This window comes from Advenella sp., assembly GCF_052108595.1.
Taxonomy (GTDB): domain Bacteria; phylum Pseudomonadota; class Gammaproteobacteria; order Burkholderiales; family Burkholderiaceae_B; genus Advenella.
In genome coordinates this window covers 1-19,913 of sequence record NZ_JBQEAU010000085.1, presented here as the reverse complement: position 1 = coordinate 19,913, position 19,913 = coordinate 1, and the positions used below count along the sequence as shown (strand labels likewise).

The following is a 19,913-nucleotide window of genomic DNA, read 5'->3' as shown; positions in this document are numbered from 1 at the left end:
CATTGCCCGAGTGTAGGCTTCAGGATTTCTGACTCGTGCACAACGGTGATGTTTGCGCCAATGGGCCTTGCGGATTCACATGATTATTGAACAGATGAGTATCTTAAACACAATACGCTATGGATAATGCCATTGCCATGCAGTCTGGTTTTTTTGATTATAAAAAAGGAAACGATTCCATTATATTATAAAATTGCCCGTTATCTAGTGGTAATTTCGGCTCAAATTATAGATCATCATCTGTTACCCTATTCGAAAATTTGATAGAAGTCAATGTCCTTGAGGTATATCCGCGTAACACAATTGCATCTAATGGAAAAAGAATATAAAATGTAAACGTTTCCATTTTGTGGAGGCGAGGTGAAATCACAAAACAGCCAGCACCAATTATTCAGCCTGTCATTTCTGGAATGCATTCCATCAAGCGGAGCAATAATATGAACGACCACACCGGCTGCACAATAATTTTTAAGTGTTGAGATAACAGGAGAGACAAGTGAGACTTTTTCCATATGCATTCTGCTTAGCGGCCTTAATGGTTACTTCATCGGCTCAGGCTGACACGTACCCGGACCGCCCCATACGCATGCTTTTGCCATTCTCGGCAGGAGGCGGCGGCGACATACTCGGCCGTATTATTGCCGAGCAATTTGCAGCACAACTTGGAAAGCCGGTGGTGGTGGAAAACAAGCCCGGCGCTGGGGGGACGATTGGTATCGCGGATGTTGCCAGAGCAAAGCCAGATGGCTATACCATTACGATTGGCGGAATGACTACGCATGTGCTGTCTCCGCATGTTTACACCAAGATTGCCTATGATCCTGTCAAAGATTTCACCTCCCTGGGTGTGATCGGCTCGTCTTCGATTGTGATGATTGCGAATAGTGATTTTCCGGCAAGCAATCTTGCGGGTGTGAAATCACTTAACGATTCCAGCAAGGAACCCTTACAGTATGCTAGTTGGGGGCGAGGTTCCACCGGCCATTTTTGCGGTGAAGTGCTGGCTCAAAAAATGGGAATCAAGTTGGCGCATGTGCCATATAAGGGCACGGCGCAACTGGCGAACGATATCCTGGGCGGCCATATCTCCGTTGGATTTGTCGATATGGTTACAGCGACGCCCTATGTACAAGGCGGCAAAGTCAAAGCCCTCGCGGTCTGTACTCAACGCTCTCCCAGCCTGCCGGATGTTGCCAGTTACAAGGAACAGGGAGTGGACTTTGACCGGGAATTGAACTGGGCAATGTATGTGCCAGCCGGTACACCTGCGCCAATTGTGGACAAATTGTCTAAAACACTCGAACAAACACTTGCACAGCCAGCTATCCAGAAGAAATTGCTGGGCCTGGGCATCACCGCCAAATATGTCTCGGGTGAAAATCACACCAAGGCTATGGTTGCAGATGCGAAGGTGTGGGAAGATATCGCCAAGCAAGCCGGTATTGAAGCGCAATAGAAAAATTAATCCGGTCTCGTCAATGTGATGATGAGACCGGACAATATATTCTGAATAATGGCGTAACGGTTTTCTATGTCAATGCCACCTTTGCTCTATCGCTCTAGCGCAGCAGCTTCCAGCCGCCGTCAACGACAAACTCGGCGCCTGTTATATACCGGGCCTCGTCCGAGGCCAGATAGTAAATAAGATTGGCCACATCTTCGGGGGTGCCTTTTGCTCCCATGGGCGTACGGTCGGCTGTGGTGGGTATGTTCTGTGTATTGTTTTGCCTGGCTCGCGCTGATTTTTGCGTCAGGATATCGTCCAGCATTTTCGTTTCGATGCGTCCCGGGTGTACCGAATTGCATCTAACGGTATTGTTGCCCATGCTGGCAAACAACGCTACAGACTTGGTCAGTTGCGTGACGGCTCCTTTACTGGCGCCATAGGCGACGCTTTGCGTTGTTGGGTAGTACGCGCCCACTGAGGACAAGTTTACAATTGCTCCACTGCCTTGTTTTCGCATCAGCTTAACGGCTTCGCGGCAACCGAGGAAAGTCCCGTCCAGATTGACTGCAAGCACACGATGCCACTCGTCAAGTGTAGTGCTCTCGAGCGAACCGTTTAACACATCGCCCACAATTCCGGCGGCGTTGACCAGCACATCCAGAGATGTAAAAGATGCCTCTATTATCTGAAACAGAGAAATCCATTGTGATTCCGATGTTACGTCCAGGCAATGGAAATGTACCTGATCTGACGGCGTATAGCTCGCTGGTTCTTGCATGTCCGCGATAATAACTGTTGCTCCTTCAGATACAAATTTTTTGCACGCCGCGGCGCCAATGCCGTTGCTGCCCCCGGTAATTAATACCACCTTATCTTTTGTCGTTTTCACAATTATCTTACTTATATAGTCTGAAGGGTTAGTCGATTCGGATAACGGATTCTTCGCCATCCCAATTTGTATGCGCTTCGGCGATCTTCGCAAAGTATTCACCCTTGCCGCCGGTCATTTCGGACAACTCAATAACGTTACCCGGCATGTCCGGATGCAGTAGATACGCAAATCTTCCCCGTCCTTCCCCCATCCTTCCGGCGTGCCCTTCTTCGTATCCCTGGGCAAGTAATTTATTTCTGTGTTGATCAAAGTGATCAAAGGTCCAGTACGCCACGTGCTGGATACCCTCGGCTCCGGTGCCAAGGAAATCCAAATACAACGAAGGAGCATTGTTGCGTTGCTGGATCAACTCCAATTGAATGCCGCCCGAATTTGCCAGGGCGATAGACAATTCTGGAAGGGCAGATGGCTTACCGTAATAAGAAAATTCAGTTGTGTTTACCTTTTTTTTGTAGAACCAGGGACCTACACCGAGTGTCTTGCTCCAATGCGCCATTGCTGTCTCAATATCCCGTACTACCAGACCGATTTGCCTTACATCACCCATTACCTTGGCCATTCCTTGCACTCCTGATTGTTTTCAAATAAAATGGAAACGTTTCTTTTATTTCAATATAACAAGTCTGATTATATATTTCAATATAGTAATTACATTTATATAAATTCCCGAAATATCGATCTTATAATTTTGTGGAAACGTTATTACTCTATCGCAATTTATGTCGCAACTTTTAATGTGACAACTACCGGTTCGGCTTCAATCCACTGGCCGCTGAACACCCTTTTTAGAAAATGGAGAAGTACATCATGTCGGACGCATCAGTTTTGGACGCTTCAGTATCAGACGCCTTGCAGCAAACCCGTATCAAGACCGTAATAGATCACATGGCGATGGAGTGTGTACATGACTGGGATGCGGTGATCGCTACTTTTGAACATCCACGCTATGAAATGCATGGCAGTGGCATGGTCTACGACGGCGAGAAGGACGTACGCGGCTATTTTGAATCTTCCCGGATTCCGTTCCCGGATCTGACCAATGAAATCATTACGATAGCCGCAGCTGACGATACTGTCCTTGTGGAGTTTTACCTCAAGGGCACCCATCTGGGTGTATTGACAATCGATGGTCGCAACTACGAACCCACAGGTAGAAAAATGCATGTTCGCATGGCCGCGACATTTGAATTTGCAACTGGCTCAGACAAGATTGTTTGCGAGCGACCTTATACATCACAGGATGCAAAACTGTGCTCGCTTGGCTTGATTTGACTGAATATTTAAATGCAGTGAACTTGCCGATAGGTGTGCAACACGCCGCGAGTTCTGTATGAAGTTCCAATTCGGGTATGAGAGTGCTACTGCAAGCCCTTGGAAAATATCCACACACGAGGAGATACACATGTCTTTACCAGAAGTTGTCACAAAGCAGGAGCGTTTACTTACGCTCAACATCAATGAGGGCGTGGAGCTGCCTGGGTCTGCTCCGGGATCGACCATTATTCCGTTGTTCCTTGATCGTGAAAATGGAGTGTGGGTATTGTATGGAAAATTCAACCCAGGCACCCAACTACCTACCCATTTTCATACCGGCGTGGTTCACTTTTACACAACCAAGGGTGAATGGCATTATCTGGAGTATCCCGATGATCCTCAAAAGGCAGGAAGCTATCTTTATGAACCGGGCGGTTCGGTCCATACTTTCTGTGTGCCCAAGGACGCGAAGGAAGCCGCCGAAGGTTTCATGGTCGTTTACGGGGCTAACATCAATTTTATAGATGGCGAGTTTATTGGCATTCGCGACGCCGGGGCAATAGAGGAATCTATTCTCGAAACTGCACGAAAACAGGGGATTCCTATTCCTAAATATATCCGGCCCAAGGGTGGTGCTGAATTTACCAGATAGCCAATGAAGGCAGGGGATATCACTGCATCTGTGACATTTCCTGTTTCATCATTCAAATTGCAAATCATGATAACGTACTGTTGAAAGCACCGTCTCGGCAGTTCGGCCATGAGTCAGTGCGCATGTAAATTGGAAATGGCTAGTACTTAAAAATCAGTAAAAAAAGAAGAGCGATTGGCCGTTGAGTTCATTTTGAGACGGCATTCCTAGCGGGAGAGCCCCGATATAAACTGATCTATAGCGCGAGGTGCCCATCACGCTGCCGCCTTACGTATAGTGTTGACCCAGATGTTTTCTGATGGTTTCTCAGGAACCATTTATCGAGCCATGCTCTCGAAACGGGAGATCGCTGCCTTCGCACGATAAGTGTCTGGAGGATAGGTACAATGGTTTTGTCTGGTTAACAGCGACTGACTAAAATCAGGGTAACTGCTACTGCTCCGGACTTGCCGATTGATCGGCAATCCGCCAGCATCTAGCCAGCCATTTTCCATTAATATGAAACTTGACACATGAACGCCTTCCCTTTCTCAGAAACAGATCCCATTGTCTACGCAGGCCCGCCGCCGAAAGCGTCGGATGTCGTGATCATCGGCGGCGGCATTATTGGTATTACAACTGCCATTTTCCTTGCCCAGCATAATGTAGCGGTAACCGTGCTGGAAAAGGGCCGCATCGCGGCCGAGCAGTCGTCGCGAAACTGGGGCTGGATTCGAAAGCAGGGCAGGGATGAGGACGAACTGCCCATCATGATCGAGGCGGCACGGCTATGGCCGCAACTGGTGCAGGAATGTGGAGAAGATATCGGACTTCGGCAAACCGGCGTGACCTATCTGGCCAGCTCTGACAAGGAAATGGCCGAGTTCGACGCGTTCATCAAGATCGCTGCTGCACACGACATGGATACCCGGATGCTCGGCGCAGACGATGTCTCAGAGCTGATCAAAGGCATGTCCGGTGCATTCAAGGGCGCGATGATCACGCCTTCGGATATGCGGGCCGAGCCCTCGCTGGCTGTTCCGGCCCTGGCCAGACTTGCACGTAGCAAGGGAGTAACGATTGTCGAGAACTGCGCGGCCAGGACGCTTGAGACAGCGGCTGGCAGCATTGCCGGGGTATGGAGCGAGCAGGGGTATATCGCTACGTCATCCGTCCTGCTGGCGGGGGGCGCGTGGTCGTCGCTCTTTTTGAAAAAACATGGCATTTCTATTCCCCAGCTTTCGGTCAAGGCAACTGTCGCGGCAACGCTACCGATGCCCGAGTTCCATGCCGGCGCGGCAGTAGAAAAACACATCGCTTTTCGATGCAGGCTGGATGGTGGCTATACGCTGGCGCCCGCAGGCAGCCACCGGCTTTATCTTGGACCGGATAGTTTGCGGCATGCCGCGAAATATTTTCCGGCCTTGAAAGCCGACCCGCTGGGAACCCGTTATGCGCTCTGGGCGCCGGTCGGATATCCCGACGGCTGGACGACCCCTCGTGGCTGGGTGCCCGACATGCCCAGCCCTTTTGAGAGCATGCGCGTGCTCAATCCAGCTCCCGATGCCTCTGACCTTCGTTCAATCGAGCGAGGATTCAAGCGGCTTTTCCCTCAGATGGAGCATGTTCGTTTCCAAAAGAGCTGGGCCGGGATGATTGATCTCATGCCCGATACCGTTCCCATTGTTGACTGGGTGCCTACTCATCCTGGTCTTGTTGTTGCGACAGGGATGAGTGGTCATGGATTTGGCATCGGGCCTGGCATGGGCCGCATTATTTCAGATATGATCCAGGGCAACGACGTCGGGCATAACCTGCATCGCTTTCGGTTTTCCCGTTTTACCGATGGGAGCCCGATTCGGCTGGGCACGTCACTTTAGCAACGGCAGAAGCCAATTACGTTCTTGAGAACCGGCAGCGGCGCCATCACGACTGTGTTTCAAGCATCGTAGCTTGCTGCACCGCATGCTCCCACTGCTGCATCAGCGCCTGGGCCCGCTCACGGCCCTGGGTGGGATGAAAGCGCCTCTCGGCGCGCCACAGATGGGAGATCTCCTCGGTGTCGGCATAGACGCCGCTGGAAAGCCCGGCTAGATAGGCCGCGCCCAGCGCGGTGGTTTCGACGCAGGCGGGGCGCACCACGGGAATGCCCAGCAGGTCTGCCTGGAACTGCATGAGCAGATCGTTGACGCAAGCGCCACCATCAACCCGTAACTCGCTTACGGGCTGGCCACCGGCATCGGTCGCGTCGCGGCTCATCGCCGTAAGCAGCGCAGCGCTCTGATAGGCGATAGATTCCAGCGCTGCGCGGGCGATATGGGCCAGCGTCGTGCCGCGGGTGATGCCGGTGATGGTGCCGCGCGCATCCGGCTGCCAGTAGGGGGCGCCCAGGCCGGTAAAGGCAGGCACCATCATCACGCCGCCCGAGTCGGGTACGCTTTCGGCAAGTTGCTGCACTTGGCCGCTGTGTTCAATGGCGCGCAGGCCGTCGCGCAACCACTGCACTACAGCACCGCCGACAAAGACGCTGCCTTCGAGCGCATATTCGGGTGTTGTATGGGGTTGGGCCGCACTGGTGGTCAGCAGGCCGTTGTGCGAGGCCTGGAACACGTCTCCCGTATGCATCAGCATGAAGCAACCGGTGCCATAGGTGTTCTTGGCCATGCCCGCTGAAAAGCAGGCCTGGCCGAACAGTGCACTTTGCTGGTCGCCGGCCACGCCGCCGATGGCGATGGCGCTGCCGAGCACCTGGGCATCGGTACGACCAAAGTCGCTACTGGACGCTTGCACTTCGGGCAGCAGCGAGCGGGGGATATTCAATAGCGCCAACAATTGCTCGTCCCACTGGTTGGTGTGCACGTTAAACAGCATGGTGCGGCTCGCATTGCTCACATCGGTTACATGCCGGCGGCCTGCGGTCAGTTGCCAAATAAGCCAGCTGTCTACGGTGCCAAAGGCCAATTCACCCCGCTCGGCCGCAGCGCGCGCGCCGGGCACATTGTCAAGCAGCCACTGCAGCTTGGTGCCGGAAAAATAAGCATCCACCAGCAGGCCGGTCTTGGCCTGAATTGTTGCTGCATAACCCTGTTCGCGCAGTTGCGCGCAAGCCGGCTCGGCACGACGATCCTGCCAGACAATCGCATGGTGCACGGGTTCGCCGGTAGCGCGATTCCATAGCACCGTGGTTTCGCGCTGGTTGGTTATGCCTACAGCATGCACATCGGCTGCGGCGACGCCGGCCTTGGCCAGTGTCTCGCGTGCGGTGGCCAGTTGGGTGCGCCAGATCTCCCGCGGGTCGTGTTCGACCCAGCCGGGGCGCGGGTAAATCTGCGACAGTTCCATTTGCGCCTGGGCGACGCAATGGCCTTTGGCGTCAAAGAGAATGCTGCGCGAGCTGGAGGTGCCCTGGTCCAGGGCAAGTAAATAGGTCATGGGTGATCTCTACGAAAAAGAAGCAGCTGCGCTCGTCAGTGTCCGACTCCGATATCTAAGCGATACGAATCGTTGAAATAGAGCGCGAGCAGCTTCCGACATTGGTTCTGGTTTTTTTGGGTATGAAGTATGAATTTGGGCTACACCAACAAGGCGTGGACTGATCAGGGCGAGTGGCTACTTATTGGGCTACGATGCATTGCACGCCGGCCTCTTGCAGTAGTGCAGGAAATGGCTCGGGCGGCGGCATATTGGTAAATAGCCGGTGTACCTGATCCATGCGCGCCAGCTCCACCATGGCCTGGCGATGGAACTTGCTGTGGTCGGCAGCAAGCCAGACTTCGCGCGATTGGGCAATAATGGCCTGGGCCACCTTAACTTCGCGCAAATCGAAGTCACGCAAGGTGCCATCCTGCTCGATTCCCGAGATGCCAATGACGCCGATGTCTACCCGGAACTGCCGCATGAAGTCTACGGCGGTTTCACCTACGATACCGTGGTCCAGGGAACGAACCACGCCGCCGGAGACAATGACTTCGCAATCGGGATTATCGGCCAGAATGGCCGCTACGTTCAGGTTGTTGGTGATGACCCTCAAGGCGCGATGGCGCAACAGTTCCCGTGCGATGGCCTCGGTGGTTGTGCCGATGTTCAGAATAAGCGAACACCCTTCGGGAATGGCCTTTGCCACTTCACGTGCAATGGCTCGCTTTGGCTCTTCATTGAACAGCCGGCGTTGCAGATAGGCAATATTCTCAGTGGTCGATTCCGGTATGCGTACTCCGCCGTGATAGCGGGTCAGCACGCCTGTTTCGGCCAGCTGTTTGACGTCCCGGCGAACAGTTTGCAGCGTGACTCCGAATCGATCAGCCAGCGCTTCGACAGACATAGACCCTTGTCGTCGGACTTCATCGATCAACTGATCCTGGCGAGGATTTGCACTCATGAATAATGCCTAAAGGAAAATATGTATAGCCTAAAGGAAAAAAAAAGAATAAACCATAGGGATAACCATTATGAAAATTGATATACATCAAGGACAAAAACGAACATAATAGAAAATAAGAAATCAATATAGAAAACACTTGTGTTCGTTTTAACTATTTGTACCGTCACAGATGACCCCAACCCCTGAACAACTGATTGAATGCAAGCAACGCTTTGACCGCGATGGCTATGTGGTGCTTGAAAGCCTGATCGCACCGGCCCATGTCGAGCGGCTGAAAGAGGCCTTGCTGTCCGTTGAAGCGCACCACGGTTTTGGATACGCAAAAACTTCGTTTGAAGGGCTCAAGACTGTTCGCATTAATAATTTGCTGGCTTATGACGAGGCTTTCTGGGACGTTCCCCTGCAGCCATCGGTACTGGCGCTTGCCGAGTCGCTGCTTGATCGCGAGCTGCTGCTCTCTTCCCTGTGCTCGCTGACTATGGGGCCGGGTCAGACCGCACAACCGCTGCACGAGGATACACAGCAACTGGCGCTGCCGCGTCCGCGCCCGCCGCTTGCAGTCAATGCAATGTGGGCGTTGAGTGATTTTACCGAAGCCAATGGTGCGACCCGTATCGTGCCAGGCAGCCATAAGCTGGATCATGCGCCCGCGTACGGGATTGAAGTGCAAACCGTTGCAGCGACCATGCCTGCCGGCAGCGTGATGCTGTTTGACAGCGCCTTGTGGCATAAAGGCGGCGCCAATACGACCGATGAGCGTCGCTATGCGCTCTCGTGCTATTACTGTGCGGGCTGGATGCGTCAGCAGGAGAACCTGCTATTGGGTATTCCCCGCGAAACGGCCGCAAAATTTCCGCGCCGCCTGCAGGAGTTATGTGGCTACGGGATATACAAGGGCCAATACGGTCATATCGAAAACAATGATCCGATCGAACTGCTGGGCCAGGAAGGCCGCCCCACGGTGTGGGAAGCGACGGATCGCAAGTTGCAACGACGCCAAGCACAAAGCTGATCATGACGGCTCCAAACGCACTGCAGGGGATTCCTGCGTCGGTCGTACATCTGCTGCGCGATGCCGCGCAAGATTATCCCCGGCATTGGGCCTTGCGCTTCGAGGGGCAACGCCTTTGCTACGCTGACTATGCAGGTATCGTTGGCGCACTGGCGCAGGAGCTGCGTTCCACGGTGGCGCCCGGCGAGCGGGTAGGACTGTTGCTGCAAAACTCGCTTGATCTGGCGATCGTCACCTTTGCTGTCCATGCCCTGAGGGCGCAGGTTGTTGCGCTCAATCCGGGCTACGGTGAACGTGAATTGCAGGCGATGCTGGCCGATGCCGATGTGTGTCTGCTCATCGTCGATGACAGCGTGCGTGTGGATCTGCCAACGGTTTGCAGCTTGCCTGTTGAACGCATCCTGCAGACGGGCAGCAGCGGTTACAGTTTTTTGCGCTTGCTCGATTCACAAAGACCGTTGCCGCAGGATTTGCCTGGCCACGCCGATCTGGCAACGTTGCAATACACCGGTGGCACCACCGGCCAGCCCAAGGGCGTAGATATTTCGCATGGTCATCTTGCAGCTAATTTGCTGCAGCGCGAGGCCCGTCTGTCGACGCGGCCGGGCCAGGAGGTGGTGCTATGCCCCATGCCGCTGTTTCATGTATCGGCCGTGGCGATGTGTCTGCATTTAAGTGCCTTTGCCGCGTCCGAACTGCTTATCCAGCGGCGCTTTGACGCCAGGGCCGCCGTACATGCACTGGTGCATGAGGGGGTGACCTTGATGTCGGGGGCGCCCGCCATTTTTCATGATCTTCTGCGCCAGCCTGATATCGAGCAGGTTAAAGCAGGCACGCTGCGCGCCTGCTATAGCGGTGCGGCGGCATTGCCTGAACGCACGCTGAGGGAATTTGAACGGCTGACCGGTTGCCCGATTTATGAGGGCTATGGACAAAGCGAAGCTGGCCCCTGTCTTACCTACAATCCGGTGCAAGGTGTGCGCAAGCCTGGTTCAGTCGGCCTGCCTGTGCCTGGCTGCGAGCTGCGCATTGTTGATGAACAGGGCAATAATGTACCCATAGGTGCGGTGGGCGAAATTTGCGTACGAGGGCCACAGGTGATGGCCGGCTATCGCAATCGACCCGATCTGACACAGCAGGTATTGCGGGATGGGTGGCTCTATACCGGTGATCTGGCAAGCCAGGATGAAGACGGCTATGTGTTCATCCAAGGCCGTTGCCAGGAAACGATCAATGTTGGCGGATTCAAGGTGTATCCGCTGGAAGTTGAGCAGACGCTGCGCGCGTGCGCGAGCGTGGGCGACTGCGCAGCGTTCGGCGTACCTGATGAGCGCCTTGGTCAGGTAGTTCACGCCTGGGTTACGCCTGCCCCAGGTTGCGCGCCCAATGAACAGGCGCTGCGCGCATTACAAAACACCCAGACGCATTGCCATTACCGACGCGCTTCCGCGTACGGCTGTGGGCAAGCTTGCGCGCAAGGAACTTAAACCCGTTGGCGCGCCATGATCGCGCCGCGTTTTGCAACATAACAAAGGAAGACAGATGCTGAAGAATATCGATATGGACAAGCTCAAGCACCAGCTCGCCGAAGACGGCTATGCGGTGGTTGAAAACGTGCTTGACCAGGACCAGTTGGAGCGCATTCGCGAAGTTGTCGCCAAGCGCATGGCGCATGAGCTGGCCAATCCGCTGCCACTCGATGATGAGAAGCATGAAGACGACGAAGAAATTCGCGCTTACTATAAAAAACACTATACCGTCAGTGACGCCGAAGCCGAGCGCATGGTGGCGCGTATTCACCAGTACCGTCGCGACAACGCCGGCGCGCGCTGGCCCATGCCGATCAGCAAGGTTTCCAAAAATTTCCTGCACCTGCCTACGTTGTTCGATAACGACAATTCGCAGCGCGTCTGGAACCTGCTTACTAAAGAGCCGGAACTCATTCCCCTGATCGAGCACCCGGTTGTGTTGCCGATGGTGCAGCATATGATGGGTGAAGACTGTAACCTGCACGATTTCCAGTCCACCAGCATCGGCCCGCAAACCGGTGGTGGTGCATGGCACGTGGATGCGCCGCTGGGCCAGATTGCCGAGCCGCTGCCAGAGTTTCCGCTGACGCTGCAAAACGTCTGGATGCTGGATGACTTTACTGCCGATAATGGCGCGACACGCGTGATGCCAGGCAGTCACAAGTTGCGCAAGTCGCCGCCGTGGGGCAGCGATCCGCTGGAAGGCGAAGTCACGCTGACTGCGCCTGCCGGTTCCGTCGCAATATGGCTATCGAACACCTGGCACCGTTCGGGCTCGAATCATACCGATGCCAAGCGTCGCGCCATCCTGTGCAACTACAACGTGTCCTGGTTGCGATTTTTCGCGGACTTTACGTCCACGCTGCCGCCAGAAGTGATTCCTACGCTGTCAGAGCGTGCCAAGTACCTGCTGGGTTTTGGTGCTTGTGCCCCGAAAATTCGTTGATTGCCTACTCATGCAGAAATACAACGTCAGTATTGATCTGAAACGCCCCGACCTCGCGGGCGGGCAAGTCCATGGCTATTGCGCGCCGCAATTTTTGCCCGTGCTGGACGCATTCATCGAAAATTTTGACGGTGACATCGAGCATGGCGCATCTCTGGCCGTCGAACAGGGCGGACAGACCGTGATCGATGTCTGGGGCGGTTTTGCGGACTTGCCGACACAACGCCCGTGGCAGCAGGATACGGTTGGCGTGGTGTTCTCCAATACGAAGGCGGCAACGGCCTTGTGTGCGCACATCCTGGCCGATGGTGGTGCGCTGGATATTGACCAGCGCGTTGCACACTATTGGCCCGAATTTGCCGCACAAGGCAAGGGCGACGTTACCGTGCGCATGTTGCTGGACCATTCGGCAGGCGTGCCTGCGCTTCGGCAGATGCTGCCTGACGGCGCGGTATTTGACTGGACCGAGATGAGCACGCGCCTTGCCAACGAGGCGCCGTACTGGAAGCCGGGAACCAGCGTGGGCTACCATGGCTTGACGTTCGGCTGGCTGGTGGGTGAAGTGGTGCGACGCGTTGCCGGACAGTCGCTAGGGCACTTCTTCCAGGAGCGTGTTGCGAGGCCATTGGGCTTGGATTTCTGGATAGGCCTGCCCGAAAGCGAAGAGCCAAGAGTGGCCAAAATTATGCCGGCCAGGCCAGCGGAGCAGCCGCGCAATGCGTTTGAGCAGGCCATTGCGACCGCGCCCGAGAGCATCAGCAATCTGTATTTTCGCAATACGGGTGGCTGGCGGCCCAGCGGTTTCAATTCGCGCCAGGGCCATGCCGCCGAAATTGGTGCGGCCGGCGGTATCACCAACGCTCGTTCTTTGGCCCGCATGTACAGTGCGCTGTCCCTGGGCGGCGAGCGCAACGGCGTGCGCGTGATCGGGCATGCAACGCTGGAGCGGGCTGCCGAGGTTTCATCGGCGACCAACGAAGACTTGTGTCTGCTGGTGCCGACACGCTTTGCAGCCGGCTTTATGCGCAGCATGGATAACCGTGCACGCGGGCTGGACAGCGCCAGTTTCGGACGTGATGCTTTTGGCCACGTGGGGGCGGGCGGATCGCTGGGTTTTGCCAGTGAGCAACATCGCATCGGCTTTGGCTACACAATGAATCACATGGGAGCGGGCGTGCTGCTTAACGCGCGCGCCGATCGGCTGACGCAAGCCTTGTATGGCGTATTGGCCCGGTCATAAATTTGTAGACATTCTTTTTTAAAAATCAGCAGGAGACATGGTTCATGACCACTCGTAAAAATTTTATCGTTCGCGCCTGCCTTACCGGTGCGCTTGCAATGCTTGGCGTAAGTGCTGCACATGCGGCAGATCCGGTCAAAATCGGCTATCTGATTCCGCTGTCGGGCAGCGCTGCTGCGTCGATCGGCCGTGATATGTCGCGTGCGACGCATCTGGCAGTAAAGCATATCAATGAAAGTGGCGGCATCAAATCGCTGGGCGGCGCCCAGTTAAAGCTGCTGGAGTCCGACACCAGGGGCGATCCGAAAGTGGCGCTGACTGAAACCGAAAGACTGATCACGCGTGAAAAAGTGCCTGTTTTGCTTGGTGCGTTCCAGAGCGGTACCACCTTTCCGGCCACAGCCGTGGCTGAAAAGTATAGTGTGCCTTGGGTGGTAGACCTGGCAGGCAAGGGCGAAATTACCGAACGCGGCTTCAAGTACGTTTTCCGTGCCACTCAGGTGCCGGCCGCTGCCAATGCAGAAGGTATGGCCGATTTTGTTGCCTATGCCAGCAAGGCGACCGGCAAGCCGGCAAAAACCGTGGCCATGGTCTATGAAAACACCGATTGGGGCCAGGACATGGCCAATACACTGCGCAAGAAGTTCAAGGAACAAGGCGTGGAAATCGTACTGGACGAAGGCTATCCGCCCAACAGCCCCGACCTGCGTCCGCTGGTCCTGAAAATCAAGGGTCGCAAGCCTGACGTTGTCACGGTCACTTCATACGCTGCCGACGCCGTGCAACTGCACAAGCTGCTGGCGCAAATGCGCGTGTCGGCCATGGGATACATCGGCAGCGCAGGCGGCCAGATCGACAGCGGCTTTCTGCCGCAAGTGGGCAAGGGTCCTGCCAAGGGCGTGTTCACGACCAACGGCTGGGCAGGATACGAGTCTGCCGTTACCACGCCTTTTGCCAAGAAGTTCTGGGATGAATTTACCGGGACGTACAAAGCCGAACCCAATGAATTGTCTGTGAGCGCCTATGGTGCGGTGTGGGTGATCAAAGATGCGCTGGAGCGCGCCGGCAAGGCCGAGCCGCAAGCCATCCGTGATGCGCTTGCCACAACCAGCATCAAGGGGACCGATCTGAACAAGCTGCTTGGCTACGACATTGTGATTGATGAGAAGGGTCAGAACCCGCTCAAAAAATTCGTGGTGCAGCAGATCACGCCCGAGGGAGAATACCGCACCATCTGGCCGGAAGATCTGGCGTCCAAGACCTACAAAATGGTCTGGCCTGCCGCCACTTACTGATCAGGACTCTGGTCATCGCTTTGTCGGCTGCCGCCTGATTTGACATCACCGGCAGTCCGCTTTTTTCAAATACGTGAGGATTCGCTTTGAGCATTTATCTTCAAGCATTGCTCGGTGGCATTGCCACCGGAGCAGTATATGGTCTGATCGCGCTTGGGCTGAGCCTGCAGTTTGGCGTGATGAAGATCATCAATTTCGCGCACGGCTCGTTCCTGATGGTCGCGATGTACGTGACCTACTACACCTGTACCAATTTCGGCCTGCACCCGCTGGCGGCGGCGCCCATCGCGGCCGTTGTCCTGTTTTTTGTGGGATGGGCGTGTCAGCGCTTTTTCATCGATGGCATCTATCGCAAGGAATCTTCGCGTGAGCCTATCGGCGTGCTGATCTTCACGACCGGTCTGTGGATCTTTCTGGATTATTTCGCGCTCGCGCTGCTGGGACCCGACAGCCGGATGATTGACAGTCCCTGGTCCAACGAGGTGGTGATCATGGGTGACCTCATATTCACGTATCCGCAGATTGCCGGCTTTGTGATTGCTGCGCTTGTCACCATCGGGCTGGTTGCCTTTATGCGCTATACGGCGCTGGGCCGCGCCATTCGAGCAACGGGCCAGGACCGCGAGGCAGCCAGCGTGCTGGGTATCGACAGCAAGCGTGTCTACCAGCTGTCCTTTGCTATCGGCCTTGGTGTACTGGGTATTGCAGGCGCGCTGCTTTTGCCCATGTATCCGGTCAACCCCTTCGTTGGCGACATCTTTGGCATGCGTGCCTTCGTGATCGTGGTGCTGGGCGGGATCGGCTCGATCGCTGGTGCTTTCTGGGGCGGGATTATCGTGGGCATTCTTGAATCCGTGGGCAGCCAGGTAATTCCGGTTACCTATGCTGAAGCGCTGATTTTCCTGCTGTTCCTGGGCGTGATGTATTTCCGTCCGAGCGGATTGTTTGGCGTGGAGAAAGAATGATGACAGTGCAAGGTTCAAAACATTCATCGCTATGGGGCGCGCTCATTGTCGTGCTGGCGATTGCGCCGTTGTTTACCGGCAGCCAGTACGTGCTGTCGATCGCGGTCATGACATTGCTGTATGCCTATCTGGCGCTGTCCTGGAATGTGCTGGGCGGTATCGCCGGACAGCTCTCACTGGGACATTCAGCGTACTTTGGCATTGGCGCGTATGCCTCGACCTGGTTCTTTGTCAATATGGGCGTCAGCCCCTGGATCGGCATGTGGATTGGTGCGGCATTGGCCATTGTTGCGGCGGTGATCGTGGGAATGTCGAGCTTGCATTTGCGTGGCGCATACTTTGCGCTTGCCACCATTGCCTCGGCCATGGTGATCAAAACGCTGGTGGAAAATGCCGATGACCTGCTCGGCGGCCCACGCGGAATGGAAGTAACACTGTTGCGCGACGCGCCGTGGCAATTCCAATCGACCAGCAAAGAGTTCTACTATGTGATCGCGCTGGTATTTGTGGCGCTGGCCTTAGTTATCAACTGGCGTATCCTGCGCAGTCGCTATGGTTACTACCTGGCCGCCGTGCGCAACGACCAGGACGCGGCATTGGCGCTAGGCGTGCCCACCACACGCTATAAGCTTTATGCCGCGATGATCAGCGCAGCCATGACTGCGATCGGCGGCACATTCTACGCCCAATTCGTGCTGTTCGTCAGCCCGGACAAGGTGTTCGGCGCGAACCTGGGCGTGGTGATTGCGGTGGTTTGCATCATCGGCGGCCGGGGTACGCTGTGGGGTCCGGTATTGGGCGCATTGTTGCTGTTGCCAAGCGAAGAGCTGGCCCGCTCATTCTCCGGGGGCCTTCTGGGGGCGGATATGATGCTCTACGGCTTGCTGCTGATGCTGGTGATCTGGTATGAGCCACGCGGCCTGGTCGCGATCTTTCACCGCTGGTTCAAGCGGCCGGTCAAGCAGGGGGTAACGAAATGACAAGCACGACACTGCTGGAATTTGACGGCGTGGGCAAAAGCTTTGGTGGCCTGCGTGCAATCGATAATGTAAGTTTCAAGGTCAATGATGGCGAGATTGTCGGATTGATCGGCCCCAATGGCGCCGGCAAGACCACACTATTTTCCATGGCCTCCGGATTTCTGAAGCCAACCGACGGACAAATCCGTTTCCAAGGCAAACGCGTGGACGGGTTTGATCCTCCGCATATCTGCCGTGCCGGCCTTGTGCGCACATTCCAGATCGTCAAGCCGTTTGGCGAGATGACTGTGATAGAAAACGCCATGGTTGGTGCATTTTTGCACCATGCCAGGCCACAAGACGCACGCGAGGTGGCTGCCAGGGTGTTGCAGCAGGTCGGGCTGGGCGCCCGTCAGGAGCAGGTTGCCAAAACGCTGACGCTATCGGGCCGCAAGCGGCTTGAAGTGGCCAAGGCGCTGGCTACACATCCGAAACTGCTGTTGCTCGACGAAGTGATGGCTGGCCTGACCAGTGTCGAGACTGCCGAAATGCTGGAGTTGATTCAAAGCCTGCGCGCATCGGGCGTGAGCATTCTGGTCATTGAACACAATATGAAGGCAGTGATGAGCCTGTCGAACAAGATCGTGGTTATTCAGTACGGTAAAAAGATTGCGGAAGGGACACCGGTAGAGGTTGCCAACGATCCGCAAGTGATCTCTGCATACCTGGGAGGCGAGCATGCTGCTTGATGTGAACGACGTAAGTTCGGGCTATGGCGATGTGCAGGTTCTCAATGGCATCAATATCAATGTGAAAGAGGGCGAGATTGTCAGTATTGTTGGCGCCAATGGCGCAGGCAAGACGACGCTGATTCGCGCCATCATGGGCACCTTGCCGGTCACCAAGGGGCAGATTCATTTTGGCGGCAAGCGCATTGACGGCCGGGAATCGCACCTGATTGCGCGGGCCGGCATTGCCCAGGTGATGGAAGGGCGTCGCCTGTTTGGCCATATGGAAGTGGAAGACAATCTGCTGGTTGGTGGAGATATTCTGAACGATAAGGCGCAGCAGCGCCAAAACCTGGAATGGATCTACAGCATGTTCCCGCGTCTGAAGGAGCGTCGCCGCCAACTGGCGCGCTCGTTCAGTGGCGGGGAGCAGCAGATGCTGGCCATCGGCCGGGCGTTGATGACCTCGCCCAGGTTGTTGTTGCTCGACGAGCCTTCCATCGGCCTGGCACCCATTATGGTCAAGGATATTTTTGAAAAACTGCCCCTGATCCAGGATCGCGGCGTCACGATTTTGCTGGTCGAACAGGACGTGCACCGCTCGCTCAGCATATCGGGCCGCGGGTATGTCATGGAACATGGCGAAATTGTCCTGGCCGGTACGGGGCAGGAGCTACTCAATAACGAGCGCCTGCGGCAAGCCTATATGGGTATCTGACCGTCTGCGCGTGTTCATATACAAAAAGTCTGTTCGCACGCCGCAGCACCGATGCGAAGTATCGGTGCTGCGAACCATATGCTGCGCGCGAAACGCAAAACAAGAGAGTGGGCGAGGTGACGAAGGCTGGAAAAATCGGATGGGTTTTTTACACGCCGATGCATTAACTTCAGACTGTTTGCAATGATGTGCGCGGCTTGCCACGCACAAGACATAGTTACCTAATAACCTGGCCATTGATGTCGTATGACTGTTGAATTAAATACTTTGCCGTTGAAAACCGGGCGTGCCCAATTGCTGGCCCGCCTGGCTGAACCCAAAACCTATGACCTGGCGGTCATCGGTGGCGGTGCGACTGGCCTGGGTGTGGCGCTGGATGCAGCTGCCCGCGGCTTTTCGGTGGTGTTGCTGGAGTCGCATGACTTTGCCAAAGGCACCTCGTCACGGGCGACCAAACTCGTGCACGGCGGTGTGCGCTATCTGGCACAGGGCAATATCGCGCTGGTACGTGAGGCGCTGCACGAGCGTGCCACGCTGCTGCACAATGCACCGCATATTGCGCAGCCTCTGGCTTTCGTCATGCCCTCGTATAAGCTGCTGGACACGCCGTTCTACGGCATTGGCCTCAAGGCATACGACGCGCTGGCGGGCAAGGCCGGCCTGGGGAACACCCAGTTTCTGAGCACTCGCCAGACACGAGCGCTGTTGCCTACTGTACAGCCGCAAGGGCTCAAGGGTGGCGTCAAATACTGGGACGGGCAGTTCGACGATGCCCGGCTGGCGCTGGCGCTGGCTCGAACGGCAGCACGCCATGGCGCACTGCTATTGAACTACTGCCCGGTTACGAAACTGATTCACGACAACGGGCGCGTGGCAGGGCTGGTGTGCGAAGATGGTGACTCGGGCTGCAGCTACCAGGTACGCGCAAGATGTGTGGTCAACGCTACCGGTCCGTGGGTGGATGCCTTACGTGAGATGGACGGCGCCGAATCGGGTCGCGCCACCCGACCCATTGTTGCCCCCAGCCAGGGCGTGCATGTGGTGGTGGACCGGGACTTTATGCCTGGCGACCATGCGCTGCTGGTGCCCAAGACGGCAGACGGCCGGGTGCTGTTTGCCGTGCCATGGCTGGGCAAGGTCATTCTTGGCACCACGGACACGCCACGTCACGACCTGGCCCGCGAGCCGGCGCCCTTCCAGGCCGAACTGGACTTTATCCTGAGCGAGGCGGGGCATTACCTGAACCGTCGTCCCACTATGGCCGACGTGCGTAGTATGTGGGTGGGTCTGCGCCCGCTGGCCCGGCCCCAGGGCGACGATGGCGAAAATACCAAGGGTATCAGCCGAGAACATACTGTACTCACCAGCGCCTCTGGCATGGTGACAGTCACGGGTGGCAAATGGACAACTTACCGTGCCATGGCCGAGGATGTCCTGCAAGCCTGCTTTACCGCGGGAGCGTTGCCCACCCGTGCGGGCGGGGTCACTGTAAATTTGCCACTGGTTGGCGCGCCACCCGACGGGACCACGCAGCACAATATGCATATGCCGCAGGGCCTGCATTCCTACGGCAGCGAGGCCGCTGTCGTAAACGCGCTGCCCGGTGCCGACCGCTGGCTGACCGACGGCCTGAGCGAGGCCATGGTGCGTTTTGCCGTTAGCCACGAGTATGCCTGCACCGTGGAGGATGTCCTGGCGCGACGCTCGCGCTTGTTGTTCCTTGACGCCAGGCAGGCCGCGGCTGTCGCCCCGCAGGTCGCTGCCATCCTGCAGCAAGCGCTGCAGCAGGATGAAGTGGGACTGCCGGCGTTTCTGGCACTGGCACAACAGTATATGGGTCAGAAGGCAGGTTGATTCCCCGCGATCACGTCGCTTCCCCGCCTTCATATTGAACCAGGATATGCCATTCGGCGTAG

18 protein-coding genes are annotated in these 19,913 nt (G+C 55.9%); 14 read left to right on the top strand and 4 right to left on the bottom strand.

What is annotated here, in order from left to right:
- The first annotated feature begins 496 nt into the window (after positions 1–496).
- Complete coding sequence (locus ACTIKR_RS14820) at positions 497–1,456, top strand: Bug family tripartite tricarboxylate transporter substrate binding protein (protein WP_370540190.1); 960 nt, start codon at positions 497–499, stop codon at positions 1,454–1,456.
- Positions 1,457–1,559: 103 nt separating this feature from the next.
- Here ACTIKR_RS14820 and ACTIKR_RS14815 read toward each other — a convergent pair whose 3' ends face one another.
- Positions 1,560–2,336 (bottom strand): SDR family NAD(P)-dependent oxidoreductase, encoded by a 777-nt coding sequence (locus ACTIKR_RS14815; protein WP_442328224.1) that lies wholly within the window; start codon positions 2,334–2,336, stop codon positions 1,560–1,562.
- Positions 2,337–2,364: 28 nt separating this feature from the next.
- The gene (locus tag ACTIKR_RS14810; protein ID WP_442328223.1) at positions 2,365–2,898 is read right to left on the bottom strand and encodes a VOC family protein; all 534 of its coding nucleotides are present in this window, start codon (positions 2,896–2,898) and stop codon (positions 2,365–2,367) included.
- A gap of 248 nt (positions 2,899–3,146) precedes the next feature.
- Here ACTIKR_RS14810 and ACTIKR_RS14805 point away from each other — a divergent pair, with 248 nt between their 5' ends.
- The 3 genes from ACTIKR_RS14805 to ACTIKR_RS14795 all read left to right on the top strand — a co-directional run bounded on the left by ACTIKR_RS14805 (position 3,147) and on the right by ACTIKR_RS14795 (position 6,104).
- Entirely contained in the window at positions 3,147–3,611 is a 465-nt protein-coding gene (locus tag ACTIKR_RS14805; protein WP_442328222.1) for an ester cyclase, read from the top strand.
- 130 nt (positions 3,612–3,741) lie between these two features.
- Positions 3,742–4,245: a 2,4'-dihydroxyacetophenone dioxygenase family protein gene (locus tag ACTIKR_RS14800; protein ID WP_100694372.1), complete on the top strand. Its 504-nt coding sequence runs from the start codon at positions 3,742–3,744 to the stop codon at positions 4,243–4,245.
- Positions 4,246–4,757: 512 nt separating this feature from the next.
- Positions 4,758–6,104, top strand: a complete 1,347-nt coding sequence (locus tag ACTIKR_RS14795) for an NAD(P)/FAD-dependent oxidoreductase (RefSeq protein WP_442328221.1) — start codon at positions 4,758–4,760, stop codon at positions 6,102–6,104.
- Positions 6,105–6,150: 46 nt separating this feature from the next.
- On the opposite strand, the gene glpK is transcribed toward ACTIKR_RS14795, so the two are convergent.
- Positions 6,151–7,656 carry a glycerol kinase GlpK gene (gene glpK / locus ACTIKR_RS14790; RefSeq protein WP_442328220.1) on the bottom strand — a complete coding sequence of 502 codons (1,506 nt, stop codon included), beginning with the start codon at positions 7,654–7,656 and terminating at the stop codon, positions 6,151–6,153.
- A 181-nt stretch (positions 7,657–7,837) separates the two neighbouring features.
- A complete protein-coding gene (locus ACTIKR_RS14785; protein WP_193087997.1) occupies positions 7,838–8,602 on the bottom strand; it encodes a DeoR/GlpR family DNA-binding transcription regulator in 765 nt (254 codons plus the stop codon).
- 172 nt (positions 8,603–8,774) lie between these two features.
- Between ACTIKR_RS14785 and ACTIKR_RS14780 the strand changes: the two genes are divergently transcribed.
- The 10 genes from ACTIKR_RS14780 to ACTIKR_RS14735 all read left to right on the top strand — a co-directional run bounded on the left by ACTIKR_RS14780 (position 8,775) and on the right by ACTIKR_RS14735 (position 19,851).
- Positions 8,775–9,617, top strand: a complete 843-nt coding sequence (locus ACTIKR_RS14780) for a phytanoyl-CoA dioxygenase family protein (RefSeq protein WP_193087998.1) — start codon at positions 8,775–8,777, stop codon at positions 9,615–9,617.
- A gap of 2 nt (positions 9,618–9,619) precedes the next feature.
- Positions 9,620–11,104 (top strand): class I adenylate-forming enzyme family protein, encoded by a 1,485-nt coding sequence (locus ACTIKR_RS14775; RefSeq protein WP_442328219.1) that lies wholly within the window; start codon positions 9,620–9,622, stop codon positions 11,102–11,104.
- A gap of 55 nt (positions 11,105–11,159) precedes the next feature.
- Positions 11,160–12,092: a phytanoyl-CoA dioxygenase family protein gene (locus ACTIKR_RS14770; protein ID WP_193088000.1), complete on the top strand. Its 933-nt coding sequence runs from the start codon at positions 11,160–11,162 to the stop codon at positions 12,090–12,092.
- A gap of 10 nt (positions 12,093–12,102) precedes the next feature.
- On the top strand, positions 12,103–13,332 hold the full coding sequence (locus tag ACTIKR_RS14765) for a serine hydrolase domain-containing protein (RefSeq protein ID WP_442328218.1): 1,230 nt from the start codon (positions 12,103–12,105) through the stop codon (positions 13,330–13,332).
- 44 nt (positions 13,333–13,376) lie between these two features.
- On the top strand, positions 13,377–14,627 hold the full coding sequence (locus ACTIKR_RS14760; RefSeq protein WP_193088002.1) for an ABC transporter substrate-binding protein: 1,251 nt from the start codon (positions 13,377–13,379) through the stop codon (positions 14,625–14,627).
- Between the two features lie 86 nt (positions 14,628–14,713).
- Entirely contained in the window at positions 14,714–15,592 is an 879-nt protein-coding gene (locus ACTIKR_RS14755) for a branched-chain amino acid ABC transporter permease (RefSeq protein WP_130303058.1), read from the top strand.
- Positions 15,589–16,572, top strand: coding sequence for a branched-chain amino acid ABC transporter permease (locus ACTIKR_RS14750; RefSeq protein ID WP_442328217.1), 984 nt, complete (start codon positions 15,589–15,591; stop codon positions 16,570–16,572). Before ACTIKR_RS14755 ends, ACTIKR_RS14750 begins: the two co-directional genes overlap by 4 nt.
- Positions 16,569–17,300, top strand: a complete 732-nt coding sequence (locus ACTIKR_RS14745) for an ABC transporter ATP-binding protein (RefSeq protein ID WP_193088004.1) — start codon at positions 16,569–16,571, stop codon at positions 17,298–17,300. The genes ACTIKR_RS14750 and ACTIKR_RS14745 overlap by 4 nt, the downstream gene beginning before the upstream one ends.
- Positions 17,290–17,997: an ABC transporter ATP-binding protein gene (locus ACTIKR_RS14740; protein WP_442328216.1), complete on the top strand. Its 708-nt coding sequence runs from the start codon at positions 17,290–17,292 to the stop codon at positions 17,995–17,997. Before ACTIKR_RS14745 ends, ACTIKR_RS14740 begins: the two co-directional genes overlap by 11 nt.
- Positions 17,998–18,243: 246 nt before the next feature.
- Entirely contained in the window at positions 18,244–19,851 is a 1,608-nt protein-coding gene (locus ACTIKR_RS14735) for an FAD-dependent oxidoreductase (RefSeq protein ID WP_442328215.1), read from the top strand.
- The last annotated feature ends 62 nt before the right edge of the window (positions 19,852–19,913 follow it).

Excerpts from the sequence above, each read along its gene's own strand:
- ACTIKR_RS14810 (WP_442328223.1), bottom strand. The coding sequence starts at position 2,898 with ATGGCCAAGGTAATGGGTGATGTAAGGCAAATCGGTCTGGTAGTACGG.
- ACTIKR_RS14805 (WP_442328222.1), top strand. The coding sequence starts at position 3,147 with ATGTCGGACGCATCAGTTTTGGACGCTTCAGTATCAGACGCCTTGCAG.
- ACTIKR_RS14800 (WP_100694372.1), top strand. The coding sequence starts at position 3,742 with ATGTCTTTACCAGAAGTTGTCACAAAGCAGGAGCGTTTACTTACGCTC.
- ACTIKR_RS14795 (WP_442328221.1), top strand. The coding sequence starts at position 4,758 with ATGAACGCCTTCCCTTTCTCAGAAACAGATCCCATTGTCTACGCAGGC.
- glpK (WP_442328220.1), bottom strand. The coding sequence starts at position 7,656 with ATGACCTATTTACTTGCCCTGGACCAGGGCACCTCCAGCTCGCGCAGC.
- ACTIKR_RS14785 (WP_193087997.1), bottom strand. The coding sequence starts at position 8,602 with ATGAGTGCAAATCCTCGCCAGGATCAGTTGATCGATGAAGTCCGACGA.
- ACTIKR_RS14780 (WP_193087998.1), top strand. The coding sequence starts at position 8,775 with ATGACCCCAACCCCTGAACAACTGATTGAATGCAAGCAACGCTTTGAC.
- ACTIKR_RS14775 (WP_442328219.1), top strand. The coding sequence starts at position 9,620 with ATGACGGCTCCAAACGCACTGCAGGGGATTCCTGCGTCGGTCGTACAT.
- ACTIKR_RS14770 (WP_193088000.1), top strand. The coding sequence starts at position 11,160 with ATGCTGAAGAATATCGATATGGACAAGCTCAAGCACCAGCTCGCCGAA.
- ACTIKR_RS14765 (WP_442328218.1), top strand. The coding sequence starts at position 12,103 with ATGCAGAAATACAACGTCAGTATTGATCTGAAACGCCCCGACCTCGCG.
- ACTIKR_RS14760 (WP_193088002.1), top strand. The coding sequence starts at position 13,377 with ATGACCACTCGTAAAAATTTTATCGTTCGCGCCTGCCTTACCGGTGCG.
- ACTIKR_RS14750 (WP_442328217.1), top strand. The coding sequence starts at position 15,589 with ATGATGACAGTGCAAGGTTCAAAACATTCATCGCTATGGGGCGCGCTC.
- ACTIKR_RS14745 (WP_193088004.1), top strand. The coding sequence starts at position 16,569 with ATGACAAGCACGACACTGCTGGAATTTGACGGCGTGGGCAAAAGCTTT.
- ACTIKR_RS14740 (WP_442328216.1), top strand. The coding sequence starts at position 17,290 with ATGCTGCTTGATGTGAACGACGTAAGTTCGGGCTATGGCGATGTGCAG.
- ACTIKR_RS14735 (WP_442328215.1), top strand. The coding sequence starts at position 18,244 with ATGACTGTTGAATTAAATACTTTGCCGTTGAAAACCGGGCGTGCCCAA.